Source organism: Agrococcus sp. SL85, assembly GCF_026625845.1.
Classification (GTDB): Bacteria; Actinomycetota; Actinomycetes; order Actinomycetales; family Microbacteriaceae; genus Agrococcus.
Genome location: NZ_CP113066.1, coordinates 63875 through 79701 on the forward strand (window position 1 = coordinate 63875; position 15827 = coordinate 79701).

The following is a 15827-nucleotide window of genomic DNA, read 5'->3' on the forward strand; positions in this document are numbered from 1 at the left end:
CGATCCGCTAGGCGTGCGTCGTCGTCTCGTGGGCGCTGTGGCCCGGGGGCTCCAGCTGGAACGTGGCGTGCTCGAGCGCCACCGGGAAGTGCTCGGCCGCGCACGCCTGCAGGGCGTCGAGGATGCGCGGCGCGTGCCCGTCGCGGAAGCACGCCTCGTCGATGACGACGTGCGCCGTGAGCTGGTGCGTGCCCGTGCCGAGCGTCGAGGCGTGCAGGTCGTGGACCGCGAGCACGTGCTCCTGCTCCTCGAGGTGCGCCCGCACCTCGGTGAGGTCGAGCTGCGGAGGCGTCGACTCCAGCAGGATCCGGCCGGCGTCGCGCAGCAGCACCGCCGCGCGCGGCACGATGAGCGCCGCGACGAGCGCCGAGGCGATGAGGTCGGCCTGCTGGAAGCCCCACAGCCAGATCGCGAGGCCCGCGAGGATCACGGCGACCGAGCCGACCGCGTCGTTCAGCACCTCGAGGAACGCCGCGCGCAGGTTCAGCGAGTCGCCCCGGCCGCGCGCGAGCACGACGAGCGAGATCGCGTTGCCGACGAGGCCCACGACGCCGAAGGCGAGCAGCATGCCGCCCGGCACCTCGGGCGGCTCGGCGATGCGGCGCACGCCCTCGACGACGACCACGAGGGCGACGACGAGCAGCGCCGCCGCCTGCGCGGCCGCCGCGAGCACCTCCACGCGCACGAGCCCCCAGGTGCGGCGCTGCGTCGGCGGCCGGGCGATGAGCACCTGCGCGACGAGCGCGACCGCGAGGCCCGCGACGTCGGTGAGCATGTGCACCGTGTCGACGAGCAGCGCGAGGCTGCCGGTGAGGATCGAGCCCACGACCTGCGTGACGAGCACGGCGGAGGTGATGCCGAGCGCGACCGCGATGCGCGTGCGGCCGGAGGCGCCCGCGCCGTGCGCGTGGCCTCCGGCGCCGTGCGCGTGGTCGTGCCCGGCCCCCACTACAGGCGGGACTTCGTGTGCCAGACCGTCTTCGTCTCGGTGAGCGCGAGGATGCGCTGCGGGGTGGCGGGCGGGAGGCCCGGCTCGGGACGGATCACGCGCTTGAGCGTATCGGCCGCCGTCGCCTCGAGCGCGACCCAGTCGAGGGCGCCCGCGCCCGTGAGGTCGAGCGCGTTCACGTCGGCGTGGCTCGCGAGCCACGGCGCGAGCTCGGCCGCCTCGCCCGTGAGCACGTTGACGACGCCGCCGGGCAGGTCGCTCGTGGCGAGCACCTCCGAGAGCGAGATCGCGACGAGCGGCGAGGCCTCCGCCGGCACGACCACGACCGCGTTGCCCGTGACGAGCGCGGGCGCGAGCACCGCCGAGAGGCCGAGCAGCCCCTGCTCCTGCGGCGCGACGATCGCGACGACGCCCGTCGGCTCCGGCACCGAGAGGTTGAAGTAGGGCCCGGCGACGGCGTTGGCGCTGCCGCCGATGGCGGCGATCTTGTCGGTCCAGCCGGCGTGGTGCACCCACAGGTCGATCGCCTCCTCCACCTGCTTCCGCGCGCGGGCGGCGGTGAGGCCCTCGGTGCGCTGCAGCTCGTCGACGAACTGGGCGGCGCGGCCCTCGAGCACCTCGGCCACGCGGTAGAGCACCTGCCCGCGGTTGTAGGCGGTGGCGCCCGCCCAGCCGGGATGCGCCTTGCGGGCGGCGCGCACGGCGTCGCGCGCGTCCTTGCGGCTCGCCTTCGCGACGTTCGCGACGAAGCGGCCCCGCCTGTCGAGCACCTCGGTGACGCGCCCCGACTCGCTGCGGGGGAACGCGCCGCCGATGAACAGCTTGTAGGTCTTCGGCACGTCGAGGCGCGCGGTCGTGGTGGTGGTCATCGCTTCCCTGCCTTCAGGTACGCCTGCATGCCGTGCACGCCGCCCTCGCGGCCGTAGCCGGACTCCTTGTAGCCGCCGAAGGGGCTCGCCGGGTCGAACTTGTTGAACGTGTTCGTCCAGATGACGCCCGCGCGCAGCCTGTCGGCAACCGCGAGCACGCGGGAGCCCTTGTCGCTCCAGATGCCGGCCGAGAGGCCGTAGGGCGTGTTGTTGGCCTTCGCGATCGCCTCGTCGGGCGTGCGGAAGGTCAGCACCGAGAGCACGGGCCCGAAGATCTCCTCGCGCGCGATCGTCGAGGAGGCCTCGACGCCCGTGACGACGGTCGGCGGGAACCAGTAGCCCGCAGCGGGCAGCTCGCACGGCGCGCTCCAGCGCTCGCCGCCCTCGGACTCGCCGAGCTCGACGAGGCGCGTGATGCGCTCGAGCTGCTCGGCGGAGTTGATGGCGCCGATGTCGGTGTTCTTGTCGAGCGGGTCGCCGAGCCGCAGCGTCGACATCCGCTCCTTGAGGCGCTCGAGCACCGCGTCGTGCACGTTCTCCTGCACGAGCAGTCGGCTGCCGGCGCAGCAGACGTGCCCCTGGTTGAAGAAGATGCCGTTCACGATGCCCTCGACGGCCTGGTCGATGGGGGCGTCGTCGAAGACGATGTTCGCGCCCTTGCCGCCGAGCTCGAGCGTGAGCCGCTTCTCGGTGCCGGCGACCGCCTTCGCGATCTCGCGGCCCACCGCGGTGGAGCCCGTGAAGGCGACCTTGTCGACGCCCGGGTGGCGCACGAGCGCCGCGCCCGTCTCGCCCGCGCCCGTGAGGATGTTCACGACGCCGGCGGGCAGGCCCGCCTGCTCGCACACCTCGGCGAAGAGCATCGCCGAGAGCGGCGTCGTCTCGGCGGGCTTCAGCACGACCGTGTTGCCGGCGGCGAGCGCCGGCGCGACCTTCCACGCGAGCATGAGCAGCGGGAAGTTCCACGGGATCACCTGCGCGGCGACGCCGTGCGGCTGCGGGCTCGCGCCGAGCCCGACGTGGTCGAGCTTGTCGGCCCAGCCGGCGCAGTGGAAGAACCACTGGGCGACGAGCGGGATGTCGGCGTCGCGCGTCTCCTTGATGGGCTTGCCGTTGTCGAGCGTCTCGGCGACGGCGAGCTCGCGCGCCCGCTCCTGCAGGATGCGCGCGATGCGGAAGAGGTACTTGCCTCGGTCGCGGCCGCTCATCGGGCCCCACGTCCGCTCGAACGCGGTGCGTGCGGCGCGGACGGCGCGGTCGACGTCGCCCTCGTCGGCGCTCGCGAACAGCGCGATGCGGCGCTCGGTCGCGGGCGAGGCGGAGGCGAAGGGCGTGCCGCCGCCGGCGACGTGCTCGCCGCCGATCCAGAGGCCGTACTCGTCGCGGAGCTGCAGGATGGACGTCGACTCGGGGGCCGGCGCGTACTCGAGGAAGGTCATGGTCGCCTCAGTCGATCGTCACGTAGTCGGGGCCGGAGTAGCGGCCCGTGGTGAGCTTCTGGCGCTGCAGCAGCACGTCGTTGAGCAGGCTGGAGGCGCCGAAGCGGAACAGGTGGGGGTCGAGCCAGGCCTCGCCGCAGGTCTCGGCGACCGTGACGAGGTACGTGATGGCGTCCTTCGCGGTCGAGATGCCGCCCGCGGGCTTCACGCCGATCCGCTCGCCGGCGAGGCGCTCCCAGTCGCGCACGACCTGCAGCATGAGCAGCGTCACCGGGAGGGTCGCCGCGGGCTGCACCTTGCCGGTGGAGGTCTTGATGAAGTCGCCGCCCGCGAGGATGGCGAGCCACGAGGCGCGGCGCACGTTGTCGTAGGTCACGAGCTCGCCGGTCTCGAGGATGACCTTGAGGTGCGCGTACGTGCCGTCCGCGCGGCGGCACGCCTCCTTGGTGCGCACGATCTCGTCGAAGACCCTGCCGTAGGCGCCCTCGAGGAACGCGCCGCGATCGATGACCATGTCGATCTCGTCGGCGCCCGCCTCGACGGCGTCGCGGGTGTCCTGGAGCTTCACCGCGAGGCTCGCGCGGCCGGAGGGGAACGCGGTGGCGACCGCGGCGACGTTGATGCCGTCGTCCTTCCCCGCGCTCCACGCGGACCCGAGCGCCTCGACCGCGTGCGGCACCATGTCGCCGTAGACGCAGATCGCGGCGGGCCTCGGCGTCGAGGCGTCGGAGGCGTCGGGCACGAGCGCCTTCGCGACGAGCGAGCGCACCTTGCCGCGGGTGTCGGCGCCCTGCAGCGTCGTGAGGTCGATCATGCGGATCACGAGGTCGAGCGCCGCGGCCTTCGACGTGGTCTTGATCGAGCGGGTGCCGAGGCTGGCCGCGCGGGCCTCGAGGCCCACCGCGTCGACGGCCGGCAGGCCCTCGAGGTGGCGGCGGAGGGCGACCTCGGACAGGTCGCCGCCGAGCAGCTGGACGGCGCGCTCGGCGGGTGCGAGCGCGGCACGGGATGGGGTCACTGCGTTCCTCACGTCTCCGCGCGGAGCGCCCTCGCTCCGTCGCGGTGGAATCCGGCGCGGGCGGGGCCCGCGGCATCTGGACGCACGAGTCTAGCCCGGCGCGCGCCCCGGGCGCGCGCGGCGCCGCTCAGCCCCGGTCGGCCGCCAGGATCTCGCGGGTCGCCTCGACGTCGCGCCCCATCTGCGCGATGAGCTCGTCGAGGCTCTCGAAGCGGTGCATCGGCCGCACGAAGTCGACGAGCTCGAGCGAGATCCGCTGGTCGTAGAGGTCGAGGTCGACGTCGAGCAGGTAGGCCTCGACCGTGCGCTGCGGCACGCCCTCGAAGGTGGGGTTGTCGCCGATCGAGACCGCGGCCGGGAAGCGCCCGGCGTCGACGTCGACCCACGCGGCGTAGACGCCATCCGCGGGCACGAAGCCCTCGACGGGTGCGCCGAGGTTCGCGGTCGGGTAGCCGAGCGCCCTGCCGCGCTGGAAGCCGCGCACCACGTCGCTGCAGAGCCGATGCCGGCGGCCGAGCATCTCGGTCGCCTCGCGCACGCGGCCGAGGGCGAGCGCCTCGCGGATCCAGGTGGAGGAGACACGCCTGCCGTCGGCGAAGCAGATGTCGTCGATCGACTCGACGCGCACGCCCGCGGGCGCGCCGAGCTCGCGCAGCAGCGCCGCGTCGCCCGCGCCGCGGGCGCCGAAGCGGAAGTCGTCGCCGACGAGCAGCACGCGCGCGTCGAGGCCGTCGAGGAGCACCCGCCGCGCGAACTCCTCCGCCGGCACCGCCGCGACCTCCGCCGTGAAGGGGATGACGACGACGCGGTCGACGCCCGCCTCGCGCAGCAGCTCGATGCGGTGCTCCGTCGTGGTGAGCGGCAGCGGCGCGCGGTCGGGGCGCACGACCTCGAGCGGGTTGCGGTCGAAGGTCACGACGACGGTCTCGAGGCCCTCGGCGTCGGCGATCGCCCGCAGCTGCTCGATGATGCGCCGGTGGCCGATGTGCACGCCGTCGAACTTGCCGACCGTCACGGCGCTCGGCCGCGGCTCGAGCGCGTCGGCCCAGTCGAGCGCGCTCATGCGGCGCTCCGCTCGCGGCTCGCCCGCAGCCACCAGAGCCCGAGGAACGGCAGCACGGCGGGGATGAAGAGGTAGCCCATGCCGAAGCGGCTCCAGACCGTGTCGTGGGCGAACAGCTCGGGGTGGAGCAGGGAGAGCGCACCGACCACGACGACGCCGACGAGCTCGAAGCACACGGCCGCGAGCGCGACGGGGCGCCAGCGCCGGCCCGGCATCGCGAGCGCGACCGTGGCGAGGATGTAGACGACGGCGGCGAGGGCGCTCAGCGCGTAGGCGAGCGGCGCCTCGTCGAAGCTGCGCACGATCTGCACGAACGAGCGGCCCGTCGCCGCGAGCGCCAGCACCGCGTACACCGCGATGAGGACGCGTCCGATCCCGGCATGCCTGCGCTCGCTCACTCGATCGATCCTACGCCGGGCGCAGGGGCCTCGAGACGCGTGCGCCGCAGGCTAGGCGACCTGCACGAACCAGATCTGGTGCATGCGGTAGACCATGACGGCGCAGGCGAGGATGCCGACGCCGACGATGAGCGTCGACCAGCTGCCGCGCCGGTCGATGAAGGCCCACAGCACCGAGGCGGGCGGCAGCAGGATCGCGGTGAGCAGGTACGTCCAGTACTCGAGCAGGTCGCCCGTGGGACCCGCGCCCGCGATGGGCGCGATGATCGATGCGACCACCTGCACGACGAGCGTCAGGAAGGTGAGCGCGGCGGCCCCGAGCACCCAGTCGCCGAAGGGCCTGCGGGCGAGGCCCGCGATCGCGACGACGGCGCCGATCGCGCCGAGCGCGATCGCCTGCGCGAGCATGAGCCAGGAGATCATGCGTCGGCCGTCGGGAAGTTCGTGACCGGCAGGAGACGGCGCCCGGAGACGCGGGCGATGCCCACGAGGCGCTGGCCGTGCACGGCGGCGACCACGCCCTCCTCGCCCTCGAGCGCCGGCGTGCGGCGGCCGTGGGCGAGGTCCGCGGCGCGCTCGTCGTCGAGCCTGCACGACGGGCAGGATGCGGGCGGCGGCGGCCGCGGGCGGCACGAGCAGCGCGGCGGCGTCCTCCGGCAGCCGATCGGCGATCGGGGCGCCGTCGACCGCGAAGGCGCCGATGCGGGTGCGGCGGAGGGCCGTGAGGTGGCCGCCGACGCCGAGCGCGGCGCCCAGGTCGCGCGCGAGGGCGCGGATGTAGGTGCCGCTCGAGCAGTCGACGACGACGTCGAGCTCGGCGACGGCGCCGGGGCGGAAGGCGAGCGCCTCGAAGCGCGCGACCGTGACGGGCCGCGCGGCGAGCGCGACCTCCTCGCCGGCGCGCACCCGCGCGTACGAGCGCTGGCCGTCGACCTTGATCGCCGAGACGGCCGAGGGCACCTGCTCGATGTCGCCCGTGAGCGCCGCCATGGGCGCGGCGAGGTCGTCGGCCGTCAGGTGCGACGCATCCGCCTCGCCCGTGACGTCGCCCTCGGCGTCGTCGGTGACCGTCGTGCGGCCGAGCGCGATCGTGGCCGTGTAGGTCTTGTCGAGGCCGACGACGTGCGTCAGCAGGCGCGTCGACGGTCCGATGCCGAGGATCAGCAGGCCCGTGGCCATGGGGTCGAGCGTGCCCGCGTGGCCCACCTTCTTCGTGCCGAGCGCGCGGCGGGCGCGGGAGACGGCCGTGTGGCTCGTGATGCCCTGCGGCTTGTCGACGAGCAGGATCCCGTCGGGCTGGACTGGCTGGGGCACCCTCCGAGCCTAGCCGCGCGCGGTCGGCGCCGCGTGCCGCCGTCGGTAGCCTGGCGGCATGGCGGGTGAGTGGACGCGGCAGCGCGTCGCGGTGATCGGCGCGGGCGCGATCGGGGGCGCGATCGCGGCGCGGCTCGACGCGATCGGGCACGAGGTCGTCGTCGTGGCGCGCGGCGAGAACCTCGCGGCGATCGAGCGGCACGGCCTCCGGCTGCGCGGCGCGCTCGGCGCCCACAACGCGCGCATCCCCGCGGTCGCCGCGCTCGAGGAGCGGCCCGAGGTCGCGATCCTCGCCACGAAGGCCACGGGCGCCGCGGCAGCGCTCGAGGCGAGCCGCGCGGCCCTCGCGGACGTGCCGCTGCTCGTCGTGCAGAACGGCCTCGGCGGCGAGCGCGCCGCCGCGGCGCTGCTCGGGCACGAGCGCGTCGCGGGCGGCATCGCCCTCATGGCGGCCAACTCGATGGAGCCGGGCGTCGTCACCGTGACCGCGGCGGGCGACACGATCGTCGGCGGGCGGGAGGGCGCGCGGTTCGAGGCGCTCCTCGGCGAGGCGCTCCCGACCTCGCTCACCGCCTCGATCGAGGGCGCCCAGTGGACGAAGCTGCTCATCAACATGGTGAACGCGATCCCCGCGATCGTCGGCCGCTCGGTGCAGGACGTCATCCGCGACCCGGGCCTGCGCGCCGTGCTCGTCGCCTCGATGCGGGAGACGGCCCGCACCGGGCTCGCGGCGCGCGTGCGCTTCCAGCCGCTGCAGGGGCTCGGCCCCGCGCTCGTGCGGCTCGTCGCGTCGGCGCCGGACCGCGTCGCGTCGCTCGTGCCGCTGCGGATCGCCGACCGCCTCGGCGAGGTGCCGAACCTCGGCTCGACGCAGCAGTCGATCCGGCGCGGGCAGCCGACCGAGGTCGACGCGATCAACGGCGCCGTCGTCGAGGCGGCGGCGACCCTCGGCCTCGACGCCCCCGTGAACGCGGCGCTCGTCGGGCTCGTGCACGAGGTCGAGCGCACGGGGCGCTTCCTGCCCGCATCGACGGTGCGGGCGCTGGCCTAGCGCCTCCCCCTGCTGTGCGCCCGCAGGGCGCTCGCTAGCAGCGGTCGTCGAAGACCTGTCGCGGCGCGCGCCAGTCGCTCGTGTCGATCACCATCGTCGCCCGCGCCCGCGGCCCTGTCTCGCGCTCGTAGCGATCGTGCGCCTCGCGGTAGCGCCTGTGGGAGTCGTGCTGCACGTCGGGGTGGGCGCCGTCGCGCGCGCGCAGCCGCTCGCCGCGCACGCGGTCGTCGGCCACGAGGAAGATGCTCGCGTGCCACTTGCCCGCGAGGGCGGGGCGCTGCAGGAAGACGCCGTCGACGATGAGGACGGCGTCGGGCCCGGCCGTGCGCCACTCCATCTCGATCGGCTGGTCGCGCTCGAGGTCGAACGCCGCCGTCTGGAAGCCCGTGGAGCCGCCCATGCGGAACGGCTGCAGCAGCACGCGGTCGAGCAGCTCGACGTCGAAGGCGTCCTCGTAGTAGCCCTTCGGGGAGTCCCGCCCCTGCCGGTACCGGAAGGCCTGCGGTCGGTGGAAGTCGTCGACGCTCGCGCGGAACGCCTCGACGCCCGCGCGCGCGAACGCCACCTGCAGCGCATCCGCGAAGCGCGTCTTGCCGACGGCGTCGCGGCCGTCGACGCCGATGATCCTGCGGCCGCGCGGGCTGCGGCGCTGCAGCTGGTCGACGACGCGCGTGTAGAGCTCCTTCTGCTCGGGCGTCCAGGACGCGGCGCGCATGAGGAGGGAGCGGTCGACCATGCGGCAAGCCTAGGCCGGGCGCGTGCGCGGCCGCCGAGAGCTCAGCGCATCGCCGAGGGCGCGGCGAGGCCGCGCCTGCCGTACGAGAGCCGGCGCAGGAGCGCCTCCGCCGGGCCGCGCCTGCCGCCGCGCTCGAGCACCGCCGCGACGGCGAGCGTCACGAGCCACACCGCGACCGCGAGCCCGGCCGCCTGCAGCGGCGAGAGCACGCCGCCGAGCCCGAGCCCCCAGGCCGCCAGCAGCGGCGCGAAGAGCACCGACTGCACGAGGTAGCAGGAGAGCGAGCGCTTGCCGACGGCCGCGACCGCGCGGCTCACCGCGCCCTGCCGGTCGCCGATGGCCGCTGCGACGAGGCCGAAGAGCGCGGCGTAGCCGACGCCGCCCGCGATGCCCGCGAGCATCGAGAGGCCCATGGTCGCCCAGCCGAGGGCGGGCTCGAAGAGGAGCCCGGCATGCTGGGCGGCCGCGAGCGCGCCGCCCGTCCAGCCGATCGCGATGCCGCCGACGGCGATCCGCACGAGCGCGCGGCGGTGCTCGGCGGGGCGGTCGAGGAGGCCGCGGCGCGCGGCGAGGATGCCGAGCACGACCGCGAGCGGCACCGAGAGGCCGAGCAGCTGCAGCGGGGTGGCGACGAGCCAGGCGCCGATGCTGTCGAGGGCGAACCGCAGGTAGTCCCCCTCCCCCGCCGCCTGCTGCAGCAGCGCGCCGCCGAACCCCGCGGGGTCGCCCGCGACGCCCGTGCTCAGCACGAGCCCGCCCGCGAGGCCCAGGAGGCCCACGAGCAGCAGCACGCCCGCCATGCTCCACGCGACGACGGCGAGGACGCGGTCGGAGCGGCGCAGCAGCAGCGCGGCGACCACGAGCCCCGTGAGCCCGTAGGCACCCACGATGTCGCCGAACCAGAGCAGGAGCGCGTGCACGGCGCCGAGCGCGAGCATCCACGCATGACGGCGCTGCAGCAGCCCGCGCGCCCGACGCCAGGGCGTCCCGGCAGCCGACTGGCGGCTGTAGAGCTGCCACATGCCGTAGCCGAAGAGGAACGCGAAGAGCGGGTAGGAGCGGCCGTCGATCGCGACGAGCGAGACGACCTGCCACGCGAGGTCGGCGCCGCCGTGCCCCAGCTGGTGGGCGGTCGTGACCGCCTGCTCGCGGCCGTGGAGCCACCACGGCACGTTCGCGAGCGCGATGAGGAGCAGCATGAGGCCGCGCGCGAGGTCGGGCGCGAGGCTGCGGCCGCGCGCGGCGGTCGCCGCAGCCGCGAGGTCCACCTCGAGCCGGGGATCGGCGGGCGCGGCTGCCTGGACGGGCATGGGAGGCGCGGCCCGGTGGGCGTGCTGGGCGGGGTGGGCGTCGGGATGGCTCACGGGATCGACGGTACGGAGGCGCGGTCTACGCTGGCTGGATGCTCGGTGCCCCCGACCTCGACGCGCTCGCCGACTGGTACCGCGAGCACGCCCGCGACCTGCCCTGGCGGCGGCCGGACTTCGACGCCTGGGGCACGCTCGTGAGCGAGATCATGCTGCAGCAGACGCAGGTGGCCCGCGTGCGCATCGCGATCGACGAGTGGCTGGCGCGGTGGCCCACGCCCGAGGCGCTCGCCGACGCCCCCACCCACGAGGTGCTGCGGCAGTGGGGCACGCTCGGCTACCCGCGCCGTGCGCTGCGGCTGCAGGACGCGGCGCGAGCGATCGCCGAGCGCCACGGCGGCGTCGTGCCGCGCGACGTCGACGAGCTCCTCGCGCTCCCCGGCGTGGGCGACTACACGGCACGCGCCGTGGCCGTCTTCCACTTCGGCGACCGCCACCCGGTCGTCGACACGAACGTGCGCCGCGTCGTCGCGCGCGCCGTCCACGGGCAGGGCGAGCAGGGCCCCGCCGCGCGCCGCGACCTCGCCGACGTCGAGGCGCTGCTGCCCGAGGCGCGCGCCGACGCCGCCGTCGTCTCGATCGCGCTCATGGAGCCTCGGCGCCCTCGTGTGCACCGCGCGCACCCCCGACTGCGAGGCGTGCCCGCTCGCGGCGGCGTGCGCGTGGCGCGCGGCGGGCCATCCCGCCTACGAGGGGCGCCGCGCGCCGCGGCAGCCGCGCTTCGCGGGGAGCGACCGCCAGGCCCGGGGAACGGTGCTGCGGGCGCTCCGCGGGCTCGACGGTCCGCTCGCCGAGGCGGAGCCTGCCGGCCCTGTGGCCGGACGCCGAGCAGCCTGGAGCGGGCGCTCGCCTCCCTCGCCGAGGACGGCCTCGTCGTGCGCGAGGGCGGCTCGGTCAGCCTGCCCGACTAGCCTCGGCGCCATGCCCGCACGACACCAGCGGCTCCGCGACGGCGACGGCGCCCTCGCGGCTGCGCTCGCCGCGATCCGCGCCGACCTCGAGCCTGCCCGAGGCCTTCCCCGCCGAGGCGGAGGCGGAGGCCGCGCGGCTCGCGGCGGCCCCTCCCCTGCCCGACGCCGACGCGACCGACGTGCCCTTCGTGACGATCGATCCGCCCGGCTCCACCGACCTCGACCAGGCGCTGCACCTCGCGCGCGAGGGAGCGGGCATCGTCGTCCGCTACGCGATCGCGGACGTGTCGGCCTTCGTCGCACCCGGAGGCGCGATCGACGCCGAGGCGCGGCGCCGCGGCCAGACGCTCTACGCGCCCGACGCGCGCATCCCCCTCCACCCGACCGCGCTCTCGGAGGGCGCCGCGAGCCTGCTGCCCGGCGAGGAGCGTGCGGCGCTCGTCTGGACGTTCCGGCTCGACGCCGACGGCAGGCCCACCGCCACGGCGCTCGAGCGGGCGCGGGTGCGCTCGCGCGAGCAGCTGACCTACGAGGACGCCCAGCGGCGCGTCGACGCGGGCGACCCGATGCTGGCGCTGCTGCGCGAGGTCGGCGAGGCGCGCATCGCGCTCGAGGCGGAGCGCGACGGCGCGAGCCTCGACATGCCCGAGGAGGAGGTCGTGGCCGAGGACGGCCGCTGGAGCCTGCGTCGCCGCGCCCTGCTGCCGGTGGAGCGCTGGAACGCGCAGCTGTCGCTGCTGACGGGCATGGAGGCCGCGCGCCTCATGCTCGAGGCCGGCGTGGGGATCGTGCGCACGATGCCCTCGCCGCCCGCCCCCGACGTGCGGCGGTTCCGGCAGGAGGTCGCGGCGATCGGCGAGACCTGGGCCGAGGACGAGCACTACGGCGCGTTCCTGCGGCGGCTCGACCGGGAGAAGCCCACGACGCTCGCGATCCTGCAGGCCGCGCGGCGCCTGTTCCGCGGCGCCGGGTACACGCTCGTGACGCCCGCGACGCGCGCCGAGGACGTCGAGCAGGCCGCGATCGGCGCCCCGTACGCGCACGTGACGGCGCCGCTGCGGCGGCTGGTCGACCGCTTCGGCCTCACGATCTGCGAGGCGGTCGCGAACGGGCGCGAGGCGCCCGCGTGGGCCGTCGAGGGGCTCGAGGGCCTGCCGGGGGTCATGCAGTCGTCGAGCGCGCTCGCCGGCCGGCTCGAGCGCGAGAGCGTCGATGCGGTCGAGATCGCGGTGCTCGAGGACCGCGTGGGCGAGGACTTCGACGCGGTCGTCGTCGAGCGCCGCGACGCCGGCGCGACCGTCCAGCTGCTCGACCCGCCCGCCGAGGCCGGCTGCGACACCGACGCCGAGCCGGGCGAGCGCATCCGCGCCAGGCTCGTGGAGGCCGACCTCGCGGCCCGCCGCCTGCGCTTCGCGGAGGCGCCGGCGGCGGGCTGAGCTCAGTCCTCGGGGTCGAGCTCGCGGGGCTTGCGGTAGGGGTCGGCCTCGCCGGCGTACTGCGCGCTCGACGCCGCGTCGTGGCTCTGCCTGTCGCGCACGCGCGCCTCGTCGAGCAGGTGCTCGATCGTCGACGCCGACTCCGGCAGCGCGTCGAGCATGAACTCGATCGACGGCGTGAGCCTGAGGCTCAGGCCCTTGCCGAGCTCGCGGCGCACGACGCCCTTCGCGCTCGAGAGCGCCGCCGTCGTGTCGGCCCGCTCCTCGTCGGTGCCGAGCACCGTGTAGAAGATCGTCGCGTGCTGCAGATCGCCCGTGACGCGCACGTCGGTGATCGTCACGAAGCCCAGCCGCGGATCCCGCACCTCGCGCTCGAGCGCGCGGACGGTGATCTCGCGGATGCGGTCGGCGACCTTCCTCGCCCTGGGGTTCTCGCTCATGGCTCGTCCCTCCTGCTCCCTGTGGGAGCGATCCTGCCTGGAGACGCCTGTGGGGCGGCCGAGGCCGCCCCACAGGTCGTCGATGCGATCAGTCGCGCGGCTTCTCGACCATCTCGGTGGTCTCGATCTCGTCGCCAAGCTGGATGTCGTTGAACTTGCCGAGGCCGATGCCGCACTCGAAGTCCGTGCGGACCTCGGTGACGTCGTCCTTGAAGCGGCGCAGCGACTCGATGGCGAGCCCGTCGGCCAGCACGACGCCGTCGCGGATGACCCGCGCCTTCGCGTTGCGCGTGATCGTGCCCGAGCGCACGATGACACCGGCGATGTTGCCGAACTTCGAGGAGCGGAAGACCTCGCGGATCTCCGCGACGCCCGACTGGACCTCCTCGTACTCCGGCTTCAGCATGCCCTTCAGCGAGTTCTCGATGTCCTCGATCGCCGCGTAGATGACGTTGTAGAAGCGGACGTCCACGCCCTCGCGGGCGGCGCGCTCGCGCGCCTTCGTGTCGGGGCGGACGTTGAAGCCGATGATGACGGCCGAGTCGACGGTCGCGAGGCTCACGTCGGACTCCGTGATGGCGCCGACGCCGCGGTGGATGATGCGCAGGTCGACCGAGTCGTCGACCTCGATCTTCATGAGCGACTCCTCGAGCGCCTCCACGGCACCCGACACGTCGCCCTTGATGATGAGGTTGAGCGTCTCGACCTTGCCCTGCTCGAGCGCCAGGCGGAAGTCCTCGAGCGAGAGGCGCTTGCGCGCCTTGGCGAGCAGCGCGTTGCGCTCGACGGCCTCGCGCTTCTCGGCGATCTGACGAGCCGTGCGGTCCTCCTCGGTGACGAGGAAGGTGTCGCCGGCGCGCGGGACGCTCGAGAGGCCCTGCACCTGGACGGGCATCGACGGGCCGGCCTCCTCGACCAGCTCGCCGCGGTCGTCGACCATCGCGCGGACGCGGCCGTAGGCCGTGCCTGCGACGATCGCGTCGCCGACGCGCAGCGTGCCGGACTGGATGAGCACGGTCGCCACCGAGCCGCGGCCCTTGTCGAGCTTCGCCTCGATCGCGACGCCGCGCGCCTCCTTGTTCGGGTTCGCGCGCAGGTCGAGACCCGCGTCGGCCGTGAGGAGGACCGCCTCGAGGAGGTCCTCGATGCCGATCTTCGCGAGCGCGGAGACGTCGACGAACATCGTGTCGCCGCCGTACTCCTCGGCCACGAGGCCGTACTCGGTGAGCTGCTGGCGCACCTTGGCGGGGTTCGCGCCCTCCTTGTCGACCTTGTTGACCGCGACCACGATCGGCACGTCGGCCGCCTGGGCGTGGTTCAGCGCCTCGATCGTCTGGGGCATGATGCCGTCGTCGGCCGCGACCACGAGGATCGCGATGTCGGTCACCTGCGCACCGCGGGCACGCATGGCGGTGAACGCCTCGTGACCCGGGGTGTCGATGAAGGTGATCGCGCGGTCCTCGCCCTCGTGCTCCTGCCAGACCTGGTAGGCGCCGATGTGCTGGGTGATGCCGCCGGCCTCGCCGTCGATGACGTTCGCGCCGCGGATGGCGTCGAGCAGTCGCGTCTTGCCGTGGTCGACGTGGCCCATGACCGTGACGACGGGCGAGCGGTACTCGAGGTCCTCGTCGGTCTCGTCCTCGAGCTCCTGCTCGAGGTCGAGGCCGAAGCCGCCGAGCAGCTCCTTGTCCTCGTCCTCGGGGCTGACGATCTGGACCTTGTAGCCCAGCTCGGCGCCCAGCAGCTCGAAGGTGGTCTCGTCGAGCGACTCCGTCGCCGTCGCCATCTCGCCGAGGTGGAAGAGCACGGTGACGAGGTCGCCGGGGCTCGCGTCGATCTTCTCGGCGAAGTCGGCGATCGAGGCGCCGCGGCGCATGCGGATGACGGTGTCGCCGTCGCCGCGACGGATCTTGACGCCGCCGACCGTCGGGGCCTCGCGCATCTCGAACTCGAGGCGCTTCGTGCGCTTCGACTTGCGCGACTTCGCCTTGCCGCCGCCCTTGCCGAACGCGCCGGCGGTGCCGCCGCGACCGCGACCGCCGCCGCGGCCCGCGAACGCGGGGCCGCCGCGACCGGGAGCGCCGCGACCGGGCGCGCCCTGGCCGGGACGCTGGAAGCCGCCGCCCGCACCGGGACGGCCGCCGCCGCCGGGGCGGGGCGAGCCGGGACGCGGGGAGCCGGGGCGCGGGGCGCCCGGGCGGGGCGCACCGGGACGCGGCGCGGCCGGGCGGGGACCGCCGGGGCCCGCCGACCCCTGGCGGCTCGTGAACGGGTTGTTGCCGCCGCGCGGCCGGCCCATGCCCTGGCTCGACGCGAACGGGTTGTTGCCGGGGCGGGGCGCGCCGGGGCGGCCCATGGGGCGCGGGATCGCGCTGGGCGTCGGGGCACCGGGCGTCGGCGCACCGGCTGCCGGAGCGCCGGGGGTCGGTGCGTCGCCCTGCGGCGCGGCCGGAGCCGCCTCCGCGGGCGCGGCGGGCGCGGCCGGAGCCGCGGGGGCCGGGGCGGGCGCCTCGGCGGCGGGGGCCTCGGCCGCGGGCTTCGCGGCCGGCTTGGCCGCGGGCTTCGCGGCCGGCGACTTCGACGCCGGCTTGGCGGCGGCGGGCTTCGCCGCTGCCGGGGCCGCGTCGGCGGGCGCGCCGACGTGGCCGTCCGCCTCGAGGGCGGCCTTGAGCTTCCGGGCGACCGGGGGCGCGATCGCCGAGGCGGGTCCCTTGACGAACTCGCCCATCTCCTTGAGCTTGGCCATGGCGACCTTGCTCTCGACGCCGATCTCGGCGGCGATCTCGTGCACGCGGGGGTTAGCCACTTACTCTCCTGTCCTGGTCCGCCCAGGACA

Annotated in this window: 13 protein-coding genes and 2 pseudogenes; 3 read left to right on the top strand and 12 right to left on the bottom strand. The window is 75.1% G+C overall.

Annotated elements, in window-relative coordinates; genetic code table 11:
* Positions 1 to 7: 7 nt before the first annotated feature.
* From OVA14_RS00320 to truB, 8 genes and pseudogenes are all read right to left on the bottom strand, one after another.
* A complete protein-coding gene (locus OVA14_RS00320; RefSeq protein ID WP_267504357.1) occupies positions 8 to 949 on the bottom strand; it encodes a cation diffusion facilitator family transporter in 942 nt (313 codons plus the stop codon).
* On the bottom strand, positions 949 to 1818 hold the full coding sequence (locus tag OVA14_RS00325) for an aldehyde dehydrogenase family protein (RefSeq protein ID WP_267504358.1): 870 nt from the start codon (positions 1816 to 1818) through the stop codon (positions 949 to 951). The genes OVA14_RS00320 and OVA14_RS00325 overlap by 1 nt, the downstream gene beginning before the upstream one ends.
* A complete protein-coding gene (locus OVA14_RS00330; protein ID WP_267504359.1) occupies positions 1815 to 3257 on the bottom strand; it encodes an aldehyde dehydrogenase family protein in 1443 nt (480 codons plus the stop codon). The genes OVA14_RS00325 and OVA14_RS00330 overlap by 4 nt, the downstream gene beginning before the upstream one ends.
* A gap of 7 nt (positions 3258 to 3264) precedes the next feature.
* Positions 3265 to 4275: a deoxyribose-phosphate aldolase gene (gene deoC, locus OVA14_RS00335; protein ID WP_420710631.1), complete on the bottom strand. Its 1011-nt coding sequence runs from the start codon at positions 4273 to 4275 to the stop codon at positions 3265 to 3267.
* 127 nt (positions 4276 to 4402) lie between these two features.
* Positions 4403 to 5338, bottom strand: coding sequence for a bifunctional riboflavin kinase/FAD synthetase (locus OVA14_RS00340; RefSeq protein WP_267504361.1), 936 nt, complete (start codon positions 5336 to 5338; stop codon positions 4403 to 4405).
* Positions 5335 to 5736: a hypothetical protein gene (locus OVA14_RS00345; RefSeq protein ID WP_267504362.1), complete on the bottom strand. Its 402-nt coding sequence runs from the start codon at positions 5734 to 5736 to the stop codon at positions 5335 to 5337. The genes OVA14_RS00340 and OVA14_RS00345 overlap by 4 nt, the downstream gene beginning before the upstream one ends.
* Before the next feature lie 51 nt (positions 5737 to 5787).
* Positions 5788 to 6159 (bottom strand): hypothetical protein, encoded by a 372-nt coding sequence (locus OVA14_RS00350; RefSeq protein WP_267504363.1) that lies wholly within the window; start codon positions 6157 to 6159, stop codon positions 5788 to 5790.
* Positions 6156 to 7050: pseudogene (gene truB / locus OVA14_RS00355) on the bottom strand (tRNA pseudouridine(55) synthase TruB). Before truB ends, OVA14_RS00350 begins: the two are co-directional and overlap by 4 nt.
* 58 nt (positions 7051 to 7108) lie before the next feature.
* Between truB and OVA14_RS00360 the strand changes: the two are divergent.
* Positions 7109 to 8101, top strand: a complete 993-nt coding sequence (locus tag OVA14_RS00360) for a ketopantoate reductase family protein (RefSeq protein ID WP_267504364.1) — start codon at positions 7109 to 7111, stop codon at positions 8099 to 8101.
* 34 nt (positions 8102 to 8135) lie between these two features.
* Here the strand turns inward: OVA14_RS00360 and OVA14_RS00365 are convergent, their stop codons facing one another.
* The gene (locus OVA14_RS00365) at positions 8136 to 8837 is read right to left on the bottom strand and encodes a uridine kinase (protein WP_267504365.1); all 702 of its coding nucleotides are present in this window, start codon (positions 8835 to 8837) and stop codon (positions 8136 to 8138) included.
* Positions 8838 to 8878: 41 nt separating this feature from the next.
* A complete protein-coding gene (locus OVA14_RS00370; RefSeq protein ID WP_267504366.1) occupies positions 8879 to 10201 on the bottom strand; it encodes a DUF418 domain-containing protein in 1323 nt (440 codons plus the stop codon).
* A 38-nt stretch (positions 10202 to 10239) separates the two neighbouring features.
* Between OVA14_RS00370 and OVA14_RS00375 the strand changes: the two are divergent.
* Together OVA14_RS00375 and OVA14_RS00380 are read left to right on the top strand one after the other, a co-directional pair.
* Positions 10240 to 11115, top strand: a pseudogene (locus OVA14_RS00375) (A/G-specific adenine glycosylase).
* 179 nt (positions 11116 to 11294) lie between these two features.
* On the top strand, positions 11295 to 12551 hold the full coding sequence (locus tag OVA14_RS00380) for an RNB domain-containing ribonuclease (protein ID WP_324288022.1): 1257 nt from the start codon (positions 11295 to 11297) through the stop codon (positions 12549 to 12551).
* Between the two features lie 2 nt (positions 12552 to 12553).
* Here OVA14_RS00380 and rbfA read toward each other — a convergent pair whose 3' ends face one another.
* Positions 12554 to 12991, bottom strand: a complete 438-nt coding sequence (gene rbfA / locus OVA14_RS00385; RefSeq protein WP_267504368.1) for a 30S ribosome-binding factor RbfA — start codon at positions 12989 to 12991, stop codon at positions 12554 to 12556.
* An 88-nt stretch (positions 12992 to 13079) separates the two neighbouring features.
* Positions 13080 to 15797, bottom strand: a complete 2718-nt coding sequence (gene infB, locus OVA14_RS00390) for a translation initiation factor IF-2 (protein WP_267504369.1) — start codon at positions 15795 to 15797, stop codon at positions 13080 to 13082.
* Positions 15798 to 15827 lie beyond the last annotated feature (30 nt).